The sequence below is a fragment of the uncultured Clostridium sp. genome (assembly GCF_963515715.1).
Classification (GTDB): domain Bacteria; phylum Bacillota; class Clostridia; order Clostridiales; family Clostridiaceae; genus Clostridium_AW.
Map to the genome: position 1 here is coordinate 82085 of NZ_CAUPZS010000006.1, position 22068 is coordinate 104152.

The following is a 22068-nucleotide window of genomic DNA, read 5'->3' on the forward strand; positions in this document are numbered from 1 at the left end:
ATCCCCTCCAAAATTATTTTTTCAAAATTAACATATCCATTTGTTTACCATTTATGTCATAATAATTTTTAGAACTCCGTATAATTTTATAACCATTCTTCTTTAAAAAATTTATAGTTTTAGGGTTTTCTACAATTGTAGTGTATAAATTTGCAACTCCATATTCTCTAATCAAATATTTATTTAACTCGTTTATTATATTACTTCCTATTCCTAAATTCCTATATCTGTAATCTAACATTATGCACCATACCCATGCTTCTGTCGGGTTTTTAAATTCTATTCTACCTTTAATTATACCTATCAACTTTCCATCATGTTGAATTTTTACAAAAAATTCATTTTCACTTATATAATACTCTAAAAATCTATCATGCAACTTGTCTATCTCTATCGGATATATATCTCCTTCATAAAATTCGCACTGTTCATAAAGCCAATGTTGAATAATCTCCTCGTCTTCTTTTTGAATATTCAAAATATTTATATCCTGCAAATCAAATTCTATGTCCAACATAGCTTTCACCTCATTCCTTACTATTTTTATTCTACAAATAAAAATAAATTCCTTTTTTACTTTAATTAATTTAAAAAAGGTTTTTGAACTTGCTTCAAAAACCTTTAATGATACATTTAAACTACTAAATACCCTGTATATTTAGTATATTTTCTATCTCTTTTTCATCTTCTCCTGGATAAGATACATCCCCTATGAGGCTCCATTTCTCTATATGTACAACGGACTGACCTGGAAGCAATTTTCTTAAAGGTGATAGAGTTTCCATTTCTACCATGTATTCATTTGTATAAGTTTCATAGGATACCCCAAAATCAGGATAATTTTCTTTAGATAGATGCTCGTGCTTTTTTATGAATAGATTATTATGATTGAAATAAGCTCCCCATCCCTCTTCATTTGAAATTCCTAGTTTAAATGGATCCTTTTTATTTTTATTTTGTTTTAGAAATATATACTTTTCTCCCCAATATACACGCTCATCATTCATCTTTGAATAGGGCCATAGTGCTATAACTCTGTTAGGAAGTAAATTTGTCTCCCTTTTAGGCTGCGGAATCACTTCAACACCTCCGTGAGCCATAACTGTAATAGCCCAGGCAGATAACTCTATAGCCCAAGCATTTTTATTAGTTAATCTATGTGAAACCTCTACTTCTGTTCCTTTACATTTCAAAGATATTTCAATCTCTTTTTTTATTTGTGTCCAAGGTTCTTCTATTTCCAATGTTATTGAGTCGCCATTTCTATTCCATTTTACTGGCTTGTTATCCGGAATGTAAGTTCTTGGATTATCTTCTGGACTATGCCATAACCTATGTCCTCCCATCAAACTCCAAGTATCCCCTAAAACATGCATAGTTGTTGGAATATCCTCACAAAATTCATTTTCTCCATCTATAAATCCATATCTTATAATCCTAGGACCTTTATCTATAGTAATATATAATTCTATTTCACCATTGCTCATTTTTACACAGTTGCCAAAACTTTTGTAGACTACTTCTTCGATTATTATGTCCTTCATAAAATCATCTCCTTAGTTAAGATCAACAAAACTTATGGGCGAATATAAGCCCAGCCATTCATTTGTTTTCTTGCTAATTCTCCTACACCTGAAGATACTATAAGTATTTGTTCTATTAAGTCCTCACTCTTAATTTCCATAGCATTTAATGAGTTTTTACAAGCAACTATTTTAACCCTAGAGGAAATTAATTCATTTAATATATTATGATATTTAAACTCCTCTTTTCTTAATTCCTCCACTGCTCCACCATTTACAACCATCTCTACATAAGTATTTTCTTCACCTAAATCATTCAATAAATTTTTTATATTTCTAAAAGCTAAGTCTAGCTTTTCTTTTTCATCTACATGAAAAAGGACTTTGCTTATTTGATTTTTTCCCCACTCATCTTTGATTAAAGAGAAGATAAACTCATCCCAAAATCTCCCTTTATAGAAGCCTTTGCCTCTCAATAAACCTTCCTTCTTAAATGCTAATTTATATAGTAGCTTTGAAGATTTTTCATTATCCTTTGCAACATAAGCCTCAATTCTATTGAGATCGAGCTTTTCAAAACCATAATCAATTATAGCTTTTAAAGCCTCTTCCATATATCCATTTCCCCAATATTCTCTTCCTATTTCATACCCTATTTCACCTGTGGTCATGCCATCTTCTAGTCCACTATTGTATCCACAACTTCCTATTATAGTGTGGTTTTCTTTACTATATATTCCCCAACGAATTGCTTTCCCTTGGTTATAAAGATTATTTAATAAATTTATCATTTTTTTCGTTTCATTAATATCTGTAAAGTTATCTATGTCCATAAATTCTGTTACCTTTTCATCAGACCAGTATTTATACAAAGCTTCTGCATTGCTTTCATCTATGCTTTCTAATGTTAATCTTTCAGTTTCAAGCTTTGGAAACACATCCATATTATTTTCCATAAAATATACTCCCCTTTTCCTTTCAAGTAAACTTCCATATAATTATACTACAAAGTCTTAATTATATGCTCATTTAAAAGTTTGTACCAATTTGTTACCAATTTGTTACTTCAAATTAGTTATTTTGTAACCTCTTTCATTGGAAAATATAGTATATTTAAAACATAAATTAAACGTATTTTTAATGGAGGTAATTATCATGAATAAATTATTAATAGCTACACTCACTGGAATGTTGTCCATAAATACTTATACCCCTGCTCTTGCAAATAATTTAGTAGATAAATCCCCGCTAAAAAGCTCACAGATTCAAACAATGGCAAAAGCTATTGAAAATAATACTAAAATATCTACAAAAGAATTAAAAGAAAGCAACACTTTGATGAACGTAAATATTAAAATCCCTGTAATTTCATTATCAAAACACAAAGATATTGAAGCAAAATTAAATAAAGAAATTGAAAAGGACATATTAGATTTTAAAGAGAACATAAAAAAATCTGCCCTTGAAAGTAAAAAAGAAAAAACCCTTATGAATCCATACGAAGTTTCCGTAAATTATGAAGTTCATTATAATAAAAACAACCTATTAAGCCTTACAATTTCCTACTATTCACATACCGGTGGGGCTCATGGTATGACTAATAAAAAAACTTTTAATATAGATACAAAAACAGGCACTAATGCATCATTAAAGGATTTATTTAACCCTGGTGAGGATTACAAAGAAATAATAAATACCGTAGTACGAGAAAAAATTCAAGAAAACCCTTCAGAATACTATGAAGAAATAAGCAGATATTTTAAAGGAATTCTACAGGATCAACCTTTTTATATAACAGAAGATAGTGTAGTAGTTTATTTTGATCTTTATGAAATTGCTCCTTACGCTGGAGGCTTTAAAGAATTTAAAATACCATTTAAATCTTTTAAAAATGGTATTAATTTAGATTTGCAATTAAAAAAAGATAGCCCTTTAATATATACAGATTTAATAAAGGAGTATGAGACAGGGTTTAAAAGCGATATTAGAATTCCCGTTATAACTGGATTAAAAGATAAAAATATACAGGAAGACTTAAATAAACTATTAAAAAATGATGCATTAAAGTTTAATAATTCGTTAAAAAAAGAGGGAATAGATTTCGCAAAAGAATCTAAACAAATGGGTTTCAATATTATAGATTATGCAGCTGATACAGATTATACAATATATTTAGTTGATGATAAGATTTTAAGCCTTACAGTTTTATATAACCAATATACAGGTGGAGCTCACGGTAATTATAATGTTACTCCCTATAATATTGATTTAACTACTGGTAAGGAATTATATTTAAAAGATATATTTAAAAGTGGAGTAGATTATAAAAAAATTATAAATGCTGAGGTAAATAAACTGATAAAAGAAAGAAATAAAGATAATGCAAACTGCTCTATTCTTGGTTTTGATGGTATAAAAGAAGATCAAAGTTTTTATATAGAAAAAGATAGATTGGTTATTTATTTCCAGCCTTATGAAATTGCTCCTTATGCATTAGGCGTAGTAAAATTTGAAATACCTTATTCTTTAATTAAAAATTATATAAGCATCTAATAAAATCCTTATCACACCTATAAAAACAATCAATTTTAGTTGAATAATTCCATAAAAAAAGCATGTATTTAATTTACATGCTTTTATGTTCTTTTTGAAGAAAATATTTCATTGGTTAATGCAAGTCCAAATTCTCCAATAGCTCTCCTATCTTCTTCATTTCCAATATATATAACAGGAATATTATATTTTTTACACAATCTATTAACTATTTTAATATTAGCTATAAGTTCATTATGAGCTAAAAATCTCTCCTTGTCCAAATCCGTCATATACTCTCTAAATTCATCTCCATCTTTATAATATTTAGAAACTATGCTCCCTCCTTCTAATGTATTTACCTTTTTAACAAATTCTCCAGCTGATGAAATTAAATCCTCCAATACTTCGATGCAGTCTAAATCCTCTGAATTAGATATCTTATCAGCAACTTCTCTTATTTTCTCAATCATAATACCTTTTCTTCCCTTTTAGAAATATTGTTTATATATATTATTAAATGTTATCCATATATATTCATATTTAATAAAAAAAGCTTAGGCATTATTAAGTACCTAAGCTCTTTGATTATGTTAACTTAATCCTAATTCTTTACGTTTTTTCTCTATATGATCTACATATATTTGAACTGTTTTTTCTGCATCCATTTCAACTACTACTTTTCCTAGGCCAAGAGTTTCAGTAGTTTCAGTAAGAGTTTTCACTACTACATCACTTCCTGTTATTGAAGGAACTGGAGCTACGTGCACTAACCAACCTAAAGCTACTGCAGTACAAGCATCTGCTACTGCCTTCTGCTCTAAGTATTCAGGTGCTCCAATTACTAAAGGCAATTTATTTGTATCTACATTCAATTCGTCAGCAATTTCCTTTGCTGTATGAGTCATTTTTCCTATATCTACACAAGCACCGTAAGATAACACTGGTGATATTCCTAAACTCTTACATACAGCTTTTAATCCCTCTCCACATTCATCAGCAGCTTTTGGATTAGTAAGACCAGTATATTCCATTACGCTAGATGTACATCCTCCAGATAATACTATTATATTATTTTTAATTAAGCCTTGAGTGATTTTAAATATATTACTTCCACCTTGACCATATCTAGCAGTAGTACATCCTACAATAGTAGCTATACCTCTGATGTTTCCATTTACTATTTGCTCTATTAAAGGTTTAAAGCTTCCACCTAATGCTTTTTTAACTGACTCAGTACTGAATCCTACAGTACATTCTGATACATATGGTGGAATATATACTTTCCTATTTTCTGATTTACGCTGCTTAAAGCCTTCAAGTGCTTTTTCTAGTGCTTTTTCTGCTTGTTCTTTCATTTTTTCAGGAACGAAATCTAAGGTTTCGGTTCCTTGAAGTTTAATTACTGGATGAGTACTCAATAACTTAGTTCCAAATCTCTTTGCAAAAATAGGCATTGTAGCTACAGTACAGTTATAATCAAACATAAATAAATCTATTACACCAGTAGCTAATAAATATTCTTGTGACAACCATTCTCCTTCTTGACCGCCATAGCCCTTTTGATTATGGGTACCTTCATAGTTTATAAGCTGTTGTCCTTCACATACATGACCTAATATTTGAATGCCTTCAGCACCTACAGCTTTAGCCTTTTGCTGCCACTCATCTGTTGAAGCTAAGTCGATAGCAACATGAGCAAGTAATGGCATATGACCATTTGTAACTACATTTATCATATTTTCCTTTAGTAATCCCATGTTTTGTTTCTTTTTAGCTATTTCTTGAGTTCCCATAAGTATTTCTTGAATAATATCTAATAAAAATAGTCCCTGGTACTCATTAGCTATACCTAATCTTACACTATTTAATAGAAACTCTACTGGATCTGATGTGAAGTTAGTCATACATCTAGTTTGAGCATAAGCTACTTCACTATATCCTCCGCCTGGGAATAAACCAAGCTGTCTCCACAAATCTTTACGTTTTGTAGGAGCAAAAGCTTCAACTGTTTTAGATGGTATATGATAAGGAGCATGAATATCATTCATAACCCAATCAGCGAATTCTATGGCTAGCTTTTCAATTGGCTTATTTGCATCAAGACCTGCCATATCGGCGTATTTTTTAAGCTTTTCCGCATCTCTAATTTTCAATCCACTTTCAGGATGCTCTCCTGCTGCTTTTAATGTACGAGCAGCTTGATGACAGTGGAATATATTCGCTGAAGTTCCTATGGTAACATGTCTATACATGAAGTTTCTAGCCACCATAGTATGCGCATCAACACCACAGGTTCCTCTTGGTACTTTTTCATTTATACGACAGGGTCCATTTGCGCACAGTTGGCAGGACAATCCTTCTATACAAAACTTACATTGTATAGGCTGTTGTTGTGAAAATCTATCAAATACATTAGTCAAACCTGCATCGTGTACAACCTTGTACATTTCCCTCATAGCCGGATCAATTATTACGTTTAACGGATATCCATCTTTTCCTTGTTCTTTTTTCACATGCTCTCTTTGCCACTTATGTACTTCTTCCATAGAAGAAAAATCCGCTGAATTACTGTAGTTTACATTAATCTTTTCATGCAAATCATTGTGTTCATTAGGATCGTTAGTATCTTTTACTTTAGATCCTAGAGTTTCTTTAGCACCGCTCATTCTTTTCGCACTTTCTTCGTATGAGCTTTTAATATCTTTATCAGACATAAAAAAACCTCCTGTAAAGTTTATTACAAAATAGTTTTACCAGAAGGTTTTTCTATTATTCTATTTATCCATATTTTTATAACCCTTTACAGCTATTTCTAAGGCTTCTACTATTTTAGGGTCATATTTTTTCCCAGATTGTAGCTTTATCTCTTCTAAGGCTAACTTTTTATCCTGATTTTTAATATAGTCCTCTAAAACACATATTATTCTAGATAATAAGGGGATCTCTTCTCCCTTTAATCCCTGTGGGTAACCTTCCCCATTATAATATTCATGGTGACATAATATGTCTTCTGCAATATAAGCAAAATCTGGAATACAAGATGCTATTCTATATCCTGTTTCACAATGTCTTTTAATTATCTCCATCTCTATTTCATTAAAACCTCCCTCTTTTTCTAATAATTTTTCCGGCATAGCAATTAATCCTATATTATATATAGTTGATAATGTTAATAGGGCATCCATTTCTTCTTTACTTAAATTTAAATGCTCACCTATTTTCAAAGATAGATCCTTTACCATAGCTAAGTCTTCTTCTTTATTTTGAGATTTTTTATTGAGTATTTCAGTTAAATAATTAGTTATTTTCTTTTTTAATTCTTTACTTCCTAGTAATTTATTATTGTACATTCTCTCTTCAGCTTTTTTATATACATCAGCAATACTTTCTTCATTGTTATTTTTCGTTGATACTCCTAAGGAAATATTAGGTTGTATAGTCCAACCTACTTCTCTCTTACACATCTCTTTGATCTTTTCTACTATCTTAAGCCCTCTTTCCTCTGTTACCTTAGGCAGCATTATTACAAATTCATCTCCCCCTGTTCTAGCAACTATATCTTCTTCTCTACAGCACTTTTTAAGTATTTTAGCTACATTCTTTATCAATTTATCGCCCTCATCATGACCGAAGGCATCGTTAACTAACTTTAAACAATCCACATCTCCCATTATTATGGTTAGGGGTAGCTGCCTTTTAGTATCTAATCTTCTCATTTCCTCTTCTAAAAAAGCCCTGTTGTATAACCCTGTTAAATTATCATGAAAGCAAAGATAAGCTACCTTTTGGAAAGCTCTTTTTCTTTCCGTAATATCCGTATGGGTGCAAATCATCCTATTTGGACTTCCATTATTATCCCATCCTACTATTCTCCCTCTAGTCAAATATTCTCTATAATATCCATTTTTACATTTTAACCTATGCTCTATCCTCAAAATATCACTTTCACCATTGAAATGTTTTTGAAGACTGTCATAAAATAAATTTAAATCTTCTGTGGCAATTAAATTTATAAAGGACTGAAAATCCTTTGATATTTCATTTTCCTCATAACCTAACATGTGTAAAAATGTATTAGAAAATATAACTTCATTGCTTTTAATATTCCAGTCCCAAACCCCATCTCCATTGCTTTCAATAGCAAATTTCCATCTTTCCTCTTTTTCTTTAAGTTCTTTTTCCAGGTTCTGTCTCATTAAAAATGAGCTTAAATAATTTGCATATAGTTCAAATATACTGCTATCGAATATAGGCTTATATTTTGGCATAAATATTATAAGTTCTCCTAAAATATTTTTCCTCTCTTTAACTGTTACACTACAACAATAATCAACATTTATCTTATCTTTTATATCATGTATTTTATCTTCACTAACTATGTCACTTAAAAACTCTCCAATAGTATAAAATCTAACATTTCCCTCTTCTTTCAGCAATTTATTTATTCTTTTATCTAGAGGAAAATTTTTTCCTAGTAACCTACATCCTATAATGTTATGAAATTCTTTTAAATCATTATCTAGTCCTTGTAAAGATTTAAATTTAAAGCTCTTATTATTTTTATCATACATAATAAGAGCCACTATTTTTCCTTCAGATAATTTTAATATATCCTTACAAATAATGTTATAATCTATATTTCCAAAGGGAAACTGTAGATACCTAACCAAACTATCAGATAATTTATTAATTTTATTCCAAGTTTTTTTCGTACCTGTTATATCTATTAATGTCATAGCAAAATAGTTCTTTTTATCACTGTAAATAAATACTGAAAACCACTTGTCAATACCTTGCCAGTATTCATCAAACCTAGCCATTCCCCCATTTAAAGCTATATTTCCGTAAATATAAATAGAGGACAGATCTCCCCCTTTATACTTCTTTAATACTTCACTTCCTTTTTTATTCATTATATTTTCTCTACTTACTTCTAAAATATTTATAAACTTATCATTCACTTCTTCAAAAGTAAAATCTATTGGTACGGAATTATCATCCAAAATAATCTTGCTATATATGAATCCATCAAACATATTTTCCATGACTTCACTATATTTATTATTAACACCCCTATCCCCAATCATCTATAATTTACACTCCTTTTACTATAATACTTTTGTTGTTTCTATAAATTATATGTAGGATTAAAGAATAAAAATACTAAAATTTAATATTGATTTATGCTTTGATATATTATATAATACGACTTAACACATTGATGTTTTGAAAGGTAGTAGTAAACAATCCTTCATTTTAAGAGAGCCGATGGATGGTGAGAATCGGCATTGAAGCTTGTTGAATCCGACCTGGAGCTGTATAGGGGTAACAACCTATGCCGGTTAAAAACCGTTATCATGCAAAGGCTACTTGCAAGTAGCAAAATTAAGGTGGTACCACGTGGCTATCCCCCGTCCTTAGATTATTCTAATGGGCGGGTTTTTTTATTTTAATTTTATTTTATTTGATAGGAGGTTTTCTATATGGAAAAGTTATTAATGACACCAGGACCAACTAACGTTCCTGAGCGAGTATTAAACAAGATGAATGAAAAAATGATTCATCATAGGACATCTGAATATAGTAATTTATTTAGAGAATTTAACGAAAGATTAAAATTTGTTTTTCAAACTTCAAATAATGTTTTAACATTCCCATCCGCTGGTACAGGTGCTTTAGAAGCCTCTATAGCTAACTGCTTTAGTACTGGTGATAGGATTTTAGCCGTATCAATTGGTGATTTTGGCGACAGATTTATACAAATAGCAAAAATATATGGATTAATAGTTGATGAAATAAAAGTTCCTTGGGGGAGAGCTGTCTCTCTTGAGGAAATTAAAAATAACTTAAAAGATTATCATAAAGGTCTTATTATTACTCATAATGAAACTTCTACAGGAGCAGTTAATCCTATAAAAGAAATAGGAGAATATTTAAAAGATAAAAATATTCTTTACATTGTAGACGCAGTAAGCTCCCTTGGAGGAATAGATATCAAAATGGACGAATGGAATATAGATGTGTTAATAACAGCATCTCAAAAGGCTTTGATGTCTCCTCCTGGTCTATCTTTTGTAGGTGTGAGCAAAAAAGCTTTTGAGTATTGCAAGGCTTCAAATATACCTAAATTCTATTTTGATTTCTTAAATGCTAACAAATATTTAGAAAAAGATGATCCTCAAAACCCTTATACTCCTGCAGTCTCTCTTATATCAGCTGCTAATGAAGCTTTAACTATGATAGAGGAAGAGGGCTTAAATAACGTATTTTTAAGACATAAAATGCTAGCAGATAAATTCAGAGAAGAAGTGAAAAGTATGGGATTAAAAATCTTTACTGATGAAAGCGCACTTTCCAATACTATTACCGCTATTTCCTTTGAAAATGCTAGCGATATAAAAAATAGATTAGAAAAAGAATACAATATTATAGTTGCCGGAGGACAAGGAACTGCAAAAGGAAAAATGATAAGAGTAGGTCACATGGGATGTATAAACGAAGAGATGATATATAGAACTTTAAATGCAATTAAAGAGATAATATAAAATACTATAGGGGGTATTCGTTGTGGAAATAAATAAAGTTTTAATAATTGATAAAATAGATAATATGGGAATAGAATTGTTGCAAAATCAGCAAGATTTCCAAGTTGACGTAAAAATAGGTATAGAAAGAGAAGAACTATTAAATATAATAAATAATTATCAAGGACTCATAATACGAAGTGATGCAAAAGTAGACAGTGAACTAATGGATAGAGCCCTTAATTTGAAAATTGTAGGTAGAGCTGGAAATGGAGTAGATAATATTGATATTCCTGAGGCTACAAAAAGAGGTATTATAGTAGCTAATACTCCTGATAGCAATAGCATTTCAGCTTGCGAATTGACCATAGGACTTTTACTTTCCACCTCAAGAAATATAGCTAGATCAGATAAGTTTTTAAAAGATGGAAACTGGGATAGGGATAGCTTCATGGGAAACGAGTTATTCAACAAAACTCTAGGAATTATAGGCCTTGGCAGAATTGGAGCTCTTGTTGCTACAAGAATGAATGCCTTTGGTATGAAAGTTATTGCCTATGATCCATACATTTCAGATGAGAGATTTGAAAGATATAATGTGGAAAAGAAAAATGCCTTAGAAGAGTTATTAAAAGAATCAGACTATATAACTATCCATACACCAAGAACAGAAGAAACTATAGGTATCATCGGCGAAAAGGAAGTAGCTCTTATGAAAGATGGAGTTAGAATTGTAAATGCTGCCAGAGGAAAACTAATGGAAGAAAAAGCTCTATGCAATGGACTTGCCAGTGGTAAAATTGCCAGCGTAGGCTTAGATGTTCACGATAAAGAACCTAGATACAGTGCAGAATTATATAACTTCCCTAATGTAGTAGTTACTCCTCATATAGGTGCCACTACTGTGGAAGCTCAGCAAAATGTTGGACTAACAGTAGCTCGACAGGTACTTTATGGCATAAAAGGTGAAATTGTACCTAATGCTGTTAATCTTCCTCTAATACACAGGGATGAATTAAAAGTTTTAAAACCTTATATTGATTTAATGGAATCTCTAGGGAAAATATATTATCAAGTAAACAAAGAAGTAATAAAGTTTGTGGATATAACCTATTGGGGAGAAATAGGTTGTCAGGATACTGAAATGGCTACCATAGCTTTTATTAAAGGATTACTGCAGCCGATAATGGATGACAGAGTTAATTATATTAATGCTCTAGTAAAAGCAAAAGAAAGTGGCATAGGTATAACCTGTGAAAATTTCTGTGAGCACTATAATAGCTATTCAAACTTAATAAGAATTAAAATTACAAATGATGCGGGAAAGGAATTTACCCTATCAGGAACACTATCTAATAAAGGCGATGGAAAATTAGTTGAAATACTTGGCTATGAGGTTGATGTGAACCCAACAAATTATATGCTAATATTACAAAACAGAGATGTTCCTGGAGTTATAGGTCAAGTTGGTACCTTCATAGGAGAAGAAAACGTGAACGTTGCAACTATGCAAGTTGGCAGAAAGCTAAAAGGGGATAAAGCTCTTATGATATTAAATATAGACGATAGAATATCAAAAACTGCTCTAAATAAACTCACATCTTCTGATAATATTTTGTGGGCAAAAGTTGTTGAAATTTAACTTTAAAAGTTAAATTAGTGAAAAATTAAGAATGAAGAGCGAAAAATAGAGGATGAATTTCTGCAAGAAATTCTAATATCATCATGATTACAAGAATTCTCTACCCAGAATTCTATCCTTGATTTTTCACTTTTAAATTTTCATTTTTCATTAAAAAGGGGTGTATAAAAATGCTGAAAAAAATTGGTTATGCTGCCACAGTTGGAGAAGAAAATATTTATAAAACCATAGACTTTGCACAGGAAAATACCATGTCTGCTGTGGAAATAAATTTAAATGTTCCTATATACTTTCCTGAGAACTTTTCTATGGAAGAAAGGGCTAAAATAAAAAAACATGCCGAAGATAAAGGAATAACTTTATCCATGCATGCCCCTGAAGATATAACTCTGCTTCAACTTCAAAGTAGCATTAGAGAAGCTACCTTAAATAGATTGAAGGAAATAATAGATTTTGGAATACACATTGGGGGTAGAGCCTTGACTCTCCATGTAGGTCCTTCTGTATGTTTTACCTTAGTGGATAGGAAGAGTTATATGGAGGAATTTCATAAAGAAGAGTATAAAAAAATATTAAAGAATTCCTTAATAGAATTAATTAATCACACCGGTAATAAATTAATGATTTGTGTTGAAAACTCTGGGAGATTTACAGAAAACTTAATTCAAGAAACCCTTCAAGAGTTGCTAGATACAACCTCACTCTCTCTAACTTGGGACATAGGTCATTCCTATGAAAATAAATATAACGAAGTGGATTTCTTTATTAAAAATATTGATAAAATAAGAACCTGCCATGTGCATGATAACAACGGTAAAAGTGACCATCAAATCGTAGGCACAGGTAACTTAGACTTTAAAAAACATTTTTCATTGATGGAGGGCAAGGATATTGTATATATCATAGAAGTTAGACCGAGAGAAAATGCAGTAAAATCCCTGAAAAAATTACAAAGTAATTTTTGTTAATTACAATATATTCTAAATATTCTAAGATTCATACCAATTTAACTGAATTTTCAAGGTATTAAGAGGCTATATATCTTATTAAGCTTAAACAAAGCTTTACTCTCGCTCTTATATATCATAACTAGTATATAATGGAACTAAATACAACTATCATACATAATCATACATAATCATACATAAAGGAGAGAGAAATATGAAAATTGTTGATGTTCCATTCTGTACAATTAATTGGAGTGAAGTAGAAACTACAGAACACCCTGGTATAACTGGAAAGGCAATATGGAGAACTTTTGAACAGGGAAATATCCGTGTTCGTATGGTTGAATATACTCCTGGGTATTTAGCAGACCATTGGTGCAGCCGTGGCCACGTACTGCTTGTGTTAGAAGGAGAATTAGAAACGGAATTAGAGGATGGAAGAAAATTTACCCTTAAAGCTGGTACAAGCTATCAAGTTGCTGATGGTATAAATCCACATCGTTCCTCTACTAAAAATGGTGCTAAACTTTTTATAGTTGATTAAAATAATTTTATACTTATAATGAAGAAACCCAGAATTATTCAAATATAATTCTGGGTTTCTTCATTATATAATTATATAGACTAATAACATAGATTTTTATAAACTAATCTCCCAAGAGCTATTTCCATTTACTAAAAATGAATGTAAGCTTCTCAATCCACATTCCACCATATCGCTAACTGCTTGATCTGTATAGAATGCACAATGAGGAGTTAATATTACATTAGGTAAGCCCTTTAATATAGCTAATCCATCATGATTTATAGCTTTAAATCTACAATCACTATGGAATATGCCTAATTCATTTTCTATAACATCCAGTCCCGCTCCCCCGATTTTTCCATTCTTTAATCCATCTATAAGATCAAATGTGTCTATTAATTCTCCACGAGCTGTGTTGATTATCTTTACTCCATCCTTCATTTTTGCAATGGTTTCTTTATTTATTAAATGATAGTTGCTTTCAAATAATGGAGCATGCAATGTAATAATATCCGCTTTTCCTAATAATGTATCCAAATCTACATACTCTACATACTTCTTCATTTCTTCGTTTGGATATAGATCATAAGCAAGTATTTTACAGCCAAACCCACTGAAGTTTTTTATAACAGTCTGTCCTATACGACCTGTGCCAATAACTCCAATTGTCTGGTTGCGAAATTCATTTCCCATTAATCCGCCTAATGTATAGTCATGTCCTTGGCCTCTTTTTATTGATTCTATTACCCTACGATTTAACATTAATGCAAGCATTGTTGCAAAATCTGCCACTGAATTTGGAGAGTATGTTGCATTACTTACCCTTATTCCTAGTTCCTTAGCCGCATTTAGATCTATATTATTATAACCAGCGCTTCTTGAAGCTAAGTATTTAACTCCACATTTGCTTAGTTTCTCTAAAACTTCTCTTTTAGCATTACAATTACCTAATATTGCAACAGCTTCTATTCCTTCTGCTAAATGTGCATTTTCAGGTGATAAACATTCCTTTACATAAGTAACATCTAAATTTAGTTCCTTTGAGAACTTCTCAAAAGCTAAAGTTTCATCTGGTCTATATGCATATGCAATAATTTTCATCTTACTTCTCCTCCGTATTATTTAAATTCTATTAAGTAATCCTCTTCCTTAACAATTTTCAATACATTTATAAATACATATTTAAATACAAAACTTAATATAAGTGGTACTACTATGAACATCATTACTGTCGCTATTAGATTTCCTGTACTATATCCAGTAATATTTAAATGATTTATTGGCCCTATAAGTCCACTAACACCAAATCCAGCACTCATTGGTGTACCTTGTATCTTTTGTAATCCACCTAAAGCTCCAACTACTGCCGCATTTGCAATTATAGGCAACATCATTGTTGGTTTCTTAACAAAGTTCGCCATTTGCATCTTTGGTGAGCCCAATATATGAGCCAATGAAGTTCCCAATCCATTTACATTAAATCCAGCTACTGCAAGTCCAAAACCAGCAGCACATATTCCAAGGTTTGCAGTTCCTGAACCAATTCCAGCTAACGAAATAGCCATTGCAACACCAACGGTAGATACTGGTGAAACTATCAATACTGCAAAAGTAACAGCTGTAAGTATTCCCATTAGTACTGGTTGTAGTGTCGTAAACGCTGCGACCATATTTCCTAAATATTTTGTTATTGAAGATACATATGGAAGTATTTGTAGTCCTGTAAATCCTATAAGAGTAATAACAACTGTTGGAACGCAAAGCATTGTATAAGCCTTTAATTTATCCCCTATATATAATATCAATAATACCGCCAATGCCGCTGTTATTCCAGCATTTATTACATCGCCCATTCCAGCAAATTGAATAACATTATCCTTTATTTTTAGAGCTCCAGAACCTATCATTGTAGTTATTGCTAGAGTTCCTGATTGTATAGGAGACATCTTAAATTGCATAGCTATACAAAGTCCCATTACAATAGCCAATAAATTGCTAGCCATCTTTGTAATTTCCACTATAGCATTTATATTAAGAGCCTTACCTAATTCTCCTAACAAAGCGGAAGGTATTAGTGCAACTACAATACCAATGCTCATACCTGTAAGAATTTTGCTAATAAACTCCTTAGCATTAATTTTGTTTTCTGACATGATTTATTCACTCCTTAAATCAATTATTAATTTTTTAACAATTTCACTTTAATCTGTACCCTAAGGTCATTGTCAACAACAATTTTTTCAATAATAAAAGGATGAGATATTATCTCACCCTTATTTGAATTTCAGATATCATATCTTCTACTGATTTTGTAAAAGTATAATCAATCATGCAATATTCATATATATCACTTATAACTTCATATCCATTTTCTTTTATCCAATTTAAAAGATATTTAACTGCATCTTCATTATAATATCCGCCATCTTTATACATACAAATATACTTTCCTTCTTGAAGGATTGTTTCTTCTTTAATGTGATATTTATCAGGAATGCTTATAAATGATCCTACATTATACTTAAATCCAGACTCAATTCCTTCTTTTAAGTATATGGTGCCATACTCCTTATGAGAAAATAAGTTTAATTCTTGAAGATGTCTTAACGCTCTTCTATAGGTCAGCATTATCTCTTCCTCATTAGCCTCTTCTTCACACTTTAAGTAAAAAATTTTTCTCTCTGTAAATATCTTAACGGATGGTTTATATAAATCCTTTTTATCTAGATATTTTGTGCGTTTATAAAAGTTCAATAAATGCTCAATGCTATTGTGCATCTCTTGGAGTTCTTCAATTTCTTTAACTATTTCATTATCTTTAGAGCTTAAGGCATCTATTATTAAATCATGCTCTCTATTATCTAAAAGATGTTTTATTTCCATTAAAGAAAAACCAATTTTCTTCAAATATACAATTTGTTTTAATATGGGAAGTTCTTTCATATCATAATATCTATAGTTATTCACTTCATCAACATACTGGGGTTTAAAAAGTCCAATTTTATCGTAATATATTAGAGTTTTTTTAGATATATTATGCATCTTTGCAACTTCATTAATTTTATATTTTTTATGTTCCACAGCTCTTCCTCCAAACCATGCCCTTAGTTCATTCTTTTTTAGATAAATATTGTTACTCTATAGATTTTTCTATTAACTCCCACACTTCTTCATCACTTTTATCATTGATAAATCTATATCCATTACCATCTACTGCTGTGTCCAACTGACATACTGGAGAATATTCACAATATCTACAAGGAGTAGAGGAATCACTCTTTTTATAAGGTTTTATACTTATGTTACCTTCTAACATTTCCTCACATAAATTAACTATCATATCCCTCACATATTTTCTTAGCATTTGAAATTGCTCCTTAGTCGCCGCAGAAGAGCTCTTAGCTATAGTACCATCCTTATTTATTCTTACAGGTAAAATATCTGAAGAACCTTTTAGATTTTTATCCATAGCTCCTATTATTTCAGCATCTGCCAATATTAATCCATTCATCTTCAACTCTTTTATTATTTTATTTTCTATTTCTTCTTCACTTATGTCTCCTTTAGTTTTTATTATTGGGTCATCCAATTTAAAATATAACATAGCTGCTGGAAAAGCATTATCTCCGTACTTTTTCTCAATTTCATTTAAAAGAGCATCAAGGTACACCAGTAGCTGTATCTGTAAACCATAGTAAACATCAGATAATTTAAACTCTTTACTTCCTGATTTATAATCAATAATTCTTATATATGTTCCTTCTTTACCCTTTAAATCATCTATTCTATCTACTCTACCGATTAAGTTTACAGTTTCCCCTGAACTTAATTCTATAGATATAGGGGGCAAATCACCATTAAATCCGAAGGACAATTCATAATCTAATGGCTTAAATTCCCCTTTCTTTATCTGTTTTCCTATGATAGACACAGCTCTAGTTAATATTCTTTTTACTGTATTGCCCATATATTCATACCTTGGAGAGCTTTTAAATATAGTACCTGGCATCTCTTCAATTTTTTCATCTACAATATTAGATACAATTCCACTGCACAGCTCACTGCTTACATCTTCCCACTGAATTTCTTTGTCCTCCATATAATATGAGAAATCTTCAAGAACTTCATGCATTAGAGTACCAATGCCTGGAGTTGTAAGTTTATATATTTTTCGTTCTTTTGCCTTTATTCCATACTTTATAAAATAAGCAAAGGGACATTCTGAATATTTTTCAAGCCTAGATACACTGATATTCATTTTTGAACCATATAGTTTTCTAGCTTTTTTAGTATCTAATATCTCCGCTTCATTATTATGAGAAAATCCTCCTAATATATTAGTTAATTTATCCTTCCAATCATGATTTTCAACATACCAGCTATATACACTTAGCCAAAGAGGATCAATCTCTAAATTATCATCTTTTCTTAAATTAACAATCAGTTCATTAAAGGTAGCCTTTGGTGTAGTAACTTTAGCAATATTTTCTTCTATATTATCTCTTTTTATAATATCGCTAGTTTCTATAATATTGGGGAAAATTCTTTTAATCCTAGAGACAACAATAGAGGGCCTTAAGGATTTTCCTTCATGGTCTGCTATAGGATAACTTATCCTTAAATAATGGCTCATAGTAGTCATGGTTATATAGGTTGTAAATTGTTCTTCAAAGGCTTTACTCTTAGTATCCTTAGCTAACTCTATGCCACTGTTATATAAACTTTCTCTATCCATATCTGTTAAAATACCCTCGGTGGATATAACCCCTGGGAACACACCATCATTAACACCAATAATATAGAGGGCTTTTATTTGGTGACTTCTAAGTCTTTGAATGCTACTTACTAAAAGTTGATCTAGAGATGGAGGTATTAATCCTAACTCATATTGTTCAAATCCACTTTTAAGCAACTTCCCAAAAACATCTATGGTTATCTCTTCTTCCTTTAGTACCTCTACAATTTGGTCCATTAAGTCTATTATTATATTCCATATTTGATTATATTCACTTACTCTATCTAGTTGATTTTCTTCTTTAAATTTGACTATCCATTCCTCAATTTTTTTATTTACGTTCATAACATTTAAGAAGTCATATAGAGCTTTACTCATTTCTTTAGCCCCTTTACTTCCCTTTAAGCTTTTATGAAATTCTATCAATGGAGTAGTTACTTCTTCTTTTAAAGAATTAATAAAATTTAAATCCTCTTTTTCTTCTTCAGAGATTTCCTCTTCTTTACTGAATCCATATCTTATCCTATATTGCCAGCTATCGATTTCAGTCCATTTCTTACCCCTTATTCCATTTGCTAAAACATAATTCTCTAAAACATCAATTTCTTCTTCTTTCAAATCTGAAAGTCCTGTCTTTAAATATCTAAAAACAGATTCATAGCTCCATCCCTTTGCAAATATCTCTATAGATGATAGTACAAATACCACAAGAGGGTTGCTATTAATTTCAAGTTTTTTATCTATGAAATACGGAATTTCATATTGAGAAAACACCGCTCTGACTAAATTCTCATAGCCCTCCAAATCTCCTGTTATAACCGCAATATCTTTATATCTATATCCTTTTTCTCTAACTAATTTTAAAATATTTCTAGCTGTATCTTCAATTTCTGTATACTTGTTTAACGCTCTGAATAAAGTTATGTCTTTTGTGTCCTCTCTATATTCTTTATAAGGAAAGGCATATAAATTTTTTTCTAAATGAATTAATTCTTTTTTCTCCTTAAATCTATAACAAGGTGAACAGTTTAATGCTAAAGGTTTCTCATATTTTATATTGTTTTCTTCTATTATATTTAAAAACTTCTCTTCAGTATTTTTACTAGGATAAAATAAATCTAGGTTATCTATTGGAGAGGTTCCTTCCAATGCATCAGTACTTAAAGTTACATTTACCCTTTTTGCCTTACAAAGTATTTTTTCTAATATCTTATATTCTTGAGGAGTAAAGTCAAAAAATTCATCAATCCAAACTTCTGCATTATTAAATAAATTAGACTTATCTAGTTTATCTACTAATATAGTTAAATCATCATCGGTATCTATGTATTTGTTATGTAAATTTTCTTCAAATCTTAAATATATATGACCTAAATCTTCAATTTTACTTTTAAGAGTATTTTCCATTATACCCTCTGAAGACTCAAGTAAACTTTCTGGAGTAATACTATATCTCTTAAATTCAGTTATAAGATCAGACATAGTAGAAATAAATCCATCTCTTTTAGAGGTATTTTTAAATACTTTTAGCTCATCACCTAAATCATTTATTATTTTATATATGAGTATACTCTTCCCTGAATCTTTAATGTGTCTATGAGTAATTCCCCCCACCTCATTAAACACTTTATAAGCTAATCTTTTGAAGCTAAGAACCTGTGCTTTATTTATATTCTCTTCTCCAAGAAAATCCAATAAATTCTTTTCACTTTGAAAGGAAAATTGTTCTGGTACAAGAAGAATTTTTGTAGTATCTTCTCCCTTTTCAATCTTTCTTTTTATATCCTGTAGGCAATAATAACTTTTACCACTGCCAGACCTTCCATAAATAAATCTTAAACTCATGTTAAATTCCACCTTATAAGTAATGTTATTATTATTGTAACCTAATTTATTTTGAAAAAACAGTGGTACTACTTTTTTCATTGGAGGGCTGAAATTCAATGAAGAGTTAAAATGAAAATTGAAGATTATAGATATTACATAAAACATTTATGAGTTTCAACAAATATAAAAATGCTATGCAATGCTTCTTATGTTGATTCGCTGCAATAAGAACTTCTAGAATTTCTAAATTTTGCTCAAATGCATAATCCACATTACATAGCATTTTAAATTTTACACATGAAATTATAAATATAAGTATTTGAGAGAAAAATTGGTTACATCCTATGTTAAGGTTCAACTTTAGGCTCTGGAAGCCGCATGAACGCTGCGTTTTTCGCCCCTAATCGCGCGACTTTTGCCCTCTTGACTTTCCCTGCCTTTGCTATTTATCGCGGCTGCTGAAAAGGAAAAACGACGGCTTTGATTTTACTTCAAAACCGCCGTCAAGCTATTTGCATTTAGTTAAGCACATGAAAATCTTGCCGCCGAACAACGGTTTTTTTATTATCCGCTTGGCGGTACGCTGTGCATTTCATAGCCATTCTTAGTTCTTATTTCTGCTGAACAGGAATCCAAATCTCGCTGTAATATTTTTCGTCCTGCACACCTTTTTCATACTCGGCAGGATCACTATACATTTCAATATTGTAACCCGCCGCAATCTCATAGTCCTTACTGTTGGGTAACCATTCCGAGAAAATCTTCTTGTGAACATCTTGCAAAGAATGAGAACCTGCACCTCTGCAAGCAAAAACAGCCCATGTGTGCTTAGGAATAACCCTTGTGATAAAACCCTCAGCAATTTCCTTGATTGGGTTGTAGTTATCCGCAATCAGATATTCAAACTCATTGCCGCCTATATTTTCATCAATGGATACACCGTACACACTGCAAACAATATCGCTTTTCCCTGTTTGATAATACTCCGTCCACAATTTCGGAACTTCTGTTGCCGCTTCATCATACTTGAATACCTTTGATACACCGATAATGGTAAACGCGTCTTTTTTTACGATTTTGTAATCCATAGTATAACCTCCTTCTAATGTAAGTTTGATTTTTAGCGAAGCAAAAGATTTTATCATTGTTTCGCCTTTTCGTACAGAAGTTGGAGTTTCACCATGAAACCGAGTAAAAGCTTTTGTAAAGCTATCGGGTGAATCGTAGCCGTATTTGAGTGCAATATCAATAATTTTTCTGTCAGTGGAAACAAGCTCGCTGCCGGCAAGCGTAAGCCTACGTTTCTTAATATACTCCCCAACCGTAAAACCGCAAAGCATAGCAAATCCTTTTTGAAAATAGAACGATGATACCATTGCCTGTTTTGCAATATCTTCGATTGTGAGTTCTTCGGTGATATTGTCCTCAATATAGCTGATTGCTTTACTAATACATTCAGTCCACTCCATGCTCAACACCTCCTGTCTGTACCTATATCTTACGATTTTCAAAGGGGCTTTTCCCGATTTTTAGTGTTTAGTTTTGTCTGTTAGCCGAATGATAGCAATAAACTTCCTGCAAATATGGAAAGACAGACTGCAAGTGGTTGTGTATACCCCAACGTTGCTTATGTAGCCTTACTTTATTACTAATGCTATTATTTCCGCAATCTCTCATAGGCGATTTGAATATCGCCTTGCTCCAACAATTCTTTATAGATTGCGATATAGTCATTTAGGTTTTTATCCATAGTTGCGCCGTCCTCAATTATGTATTATATCACACCACTCAATTTACATGGAAACAGTA

16 protein-coding genes and 1 other annotated feature are annotated in these 22068 nt (G+C 31.1%); of the genes, 5 read left to right on the forward strand and 11 right to left on the reverse strand.

The genetic code is table 11. The features are described from left to right. Nucleotides 1-13: 13 nt before the first annotated feature. The 3 genes from RYO54_RS06815 to RYO54_RS06825 form a co-directional block, all read right to left on the reverse strand. A complete protein-coding gene (locus tag RYO54_RS06815; protein WP_315116949.1) occupies nucleotides 14-517 on the reverse strand; it encodes a GNAT family N-acetyltransferase in 504 nt (167 codons plus the stop codon). A 124-nt stretch (nucleotides 518-641) separates the two neighbouring features. Then, complete coding sequence (locus tag RYO54_RS06820) at nucleotides 642-1544, reverse strand: hypothetical protein (protein ID WP_315116950.1); 903 nt, start codon at nucleotides 1542-1544, stop codon at nucleotides 642-644. Nucleotides 1545-1576: 32 nt separating this feature from the next. Further along, the gene (locus tag RYO54_RS06825) at nucleotides 1577-2479 is read right to left on the reverse strand and encodes a GNAT family N-acetyltransferase (RefSeq protein WP_315116952.1); all 903 of its coding nucleotides are present in this window, start codon (nucleotides 2477-2479) and stop codon (nucleotides 1577-1579) included. 199 nt (nucleotides 2480-2678) lie between these two features. On the opposite strand from RYO54_RS06825, the gene RYO54_RS06830 reads away from it, so the two are divergent. Further along, on the forward strand, nucleotides 2679-4076 hold the full coding sequence (locus tag RYO54_RS06830) for a PdaC/SigV domain-containing protein (RefSeq protein WP_315116953.1): 1398 nt from the start codon (nucleotides 2679-2681) through the stop codon (nucleotides 4074-4076). 83 nt (nucleotides 4077-4159) lie between these two features. Here RYO54_RS06830 and RYO54_RS06835 read toward each other — a convergent pair whose 3' ends face one another. The 3 genes from RYO54_RS06835 to RYO54_RS06845 form a co-directional block, all read right to left on the reverse strand. Beyond that, nucleotides 4160-4528 (reverse strand): DUF3232 domain-containing protein, encoded by a 369-nt coding sequence (locus tag RYO54_RS06835; protein WP_315116954.1) that lies wholly within the window; start codon nucleotides 4526-4528, stop codon nucleotides 4160-4162. A 120-nt stretch (nucleotides 4529-4648) separates the two neighbouring features. Then, nucleotides 4649-6772 (reverse strand): anaerobic carbon-monoxide dehydrogenase catalytic subunit, encoded by a 2124-nt coding sequence (cooS, locus tag RYO54_RS06840; protein WP_315116955.1) that lies wholly within the window; start codon nucleotides 6770-6772, stop codon nucleotides 4649-4651. Between the two features lie 60 nt (nucleotides 6773-6832). Further along, on the reverse strand, nucleotides 6833-9145 hold the full coding sequence (locus tag RYO54_RS06845; protein WP_315116956.1) for a diguanylate cyclase: 2313 nt from the start codon (nucleotides 9143-9145) through the stop codon (nucleotides 6833-6835). A gap of 130 nt (nucleotides 9146-9275) precedes the next feature. After that, nucleotides 9276-9480, forward strand: a binding site (T-box leader). Nucleotides 9481-9541: 61 nt separating this feature from the next. On the opposite strand from RYO54_RS06845, the gene RYO54_RS06850 reads away from it, so the two are divergent. The 4 genes from RYO54_RS06850 (at nucleotide 9542) to RYO54_RS06865 (ending at nucleotide 13715) form a co-directional block, all read left to right on the forward strand. Continuing rightward, nucleotides 9542-10603, forward strand: coding sequence for an alanine--glyoxylate aminotransferase family protein (locus RYO54_RS06850; protein ID WP_315116958.1), 1062 nt, complete (start codon nucleotides 9542-9544; stop codon nucleotides 10601-10603). A gap of 22 nt (nucleotides 10604-10625) precedes the next feature. Beyond that, nucleotides 10626-12224 carry a phosphoglycerate dehydrogenase gene (serA, locus tag RYO54_RS06855; RefSeq protein WP_315116960.1) on the forward strand — a complete coding sequence of 533 codons (1599 nt, stop codon included), beginning with the start codon at nucleotides 10626-10628 and terminating at the stop codon, nucleotides 12222-12224. 170 nt (nucleotides 12225-12394) lie between these two features. After that, nucleotides 12395-13192 carry a TIM barrel protein gene (locus RYO54_RS06860; protein WP_315116962.1) on the forward strand — a complete coding sequence of 266 codons (798 nt, stop codon included), beginning with the start codon at nucleotides 12395-12397 and terminating at the stop codon, nucleotides 13190-13192. A gap of 193 nt (nucleotides 13193-13385) precedes the next feature. Further along, nucleotides 13386-13715, forward strand: coding sequence for a DHCW motif cupin fold protein (locus tag RYO54_RS06865; protein WP_315116964.1), 330 nt, complete (start codon nucleotides 13386-13388; stop codon nucleotides 13713-13715). Between the two features lie 96 nt (nucleotides 13716-13811). On the opposite strand, the gene RYO54_RS06870 is transcribed toward RYO54_RS06865, so the two are convergent. From RYO54_RS06870 to RYO54_RS06890, 5 genes are all read right to left on the reverse strand, one after another. Further along, on the reverse strand, nucleotides 13812-14798 hold the full coding sequence (locus tag RYO54_RS06870) for a D-isomer specific 2-hydroxyacid dehydrogenase family protein (protein ID WP_315116966.1): 987 nt from the start codon (nucleotides 14796-14798) through the stop codon (nucleotides 13812-13814). A 17-nt stretch (nucleotides 14799-14815) separates the two neighbouring features. Continuing rightward, nucleotides 14816-15850, reverse strand: coding sequence for a PTS sugar transporter subunit IIC (locus RYO54_RS06875; protein WP_315116968.1), 1035 nt, complete (start codon nucleotides 15848-15850; stop codon nucleotides 14816-14818). A gap of 109 nt (nucleotides 15851-15959) precedes the next feature. Then, nucleotides 15960-16778 (reverse strand): MerR family transcriptional regulator, encoded by an 819-nt coding sequence (locus tag RYO54_RS06880; RefSeq protein ID WP_315116970.1) that lies wholly within the window; start codon nucleotides 16776-16778, stop codon nucleotides 15960-15962. A 52-nt stretch (nucleotides 16779-16830) separates the two neighbouring features. Then, on the reverse strand, nucleotides 16831-20277 hold the full coding sequence (addB, locus tag RYO54_RS06885; protein WP_315116972.1) for a helicase-exonuclease AddAB subunit AddB: 3447 nt from the start codon (nucleotides 20275-20277) through the stop codon (nucleotides 16831-16833). A gap of 593 nt (nucleotides 20278-20870) precedes the next feature. Further along, nucleotides 20871-21728 (reverse strand): AraC family transcriptional regulator, encoded by an 858-nt coding sequence (locus RYO54_RS06890; protein ID WP_315116974.1) that lies wholly within the window; start codon nucleotides 21726-21728, stop codon nucleotides 20871-20873. Nucleotides 21729-22068 lie beyond the last annotated feature (340 nt).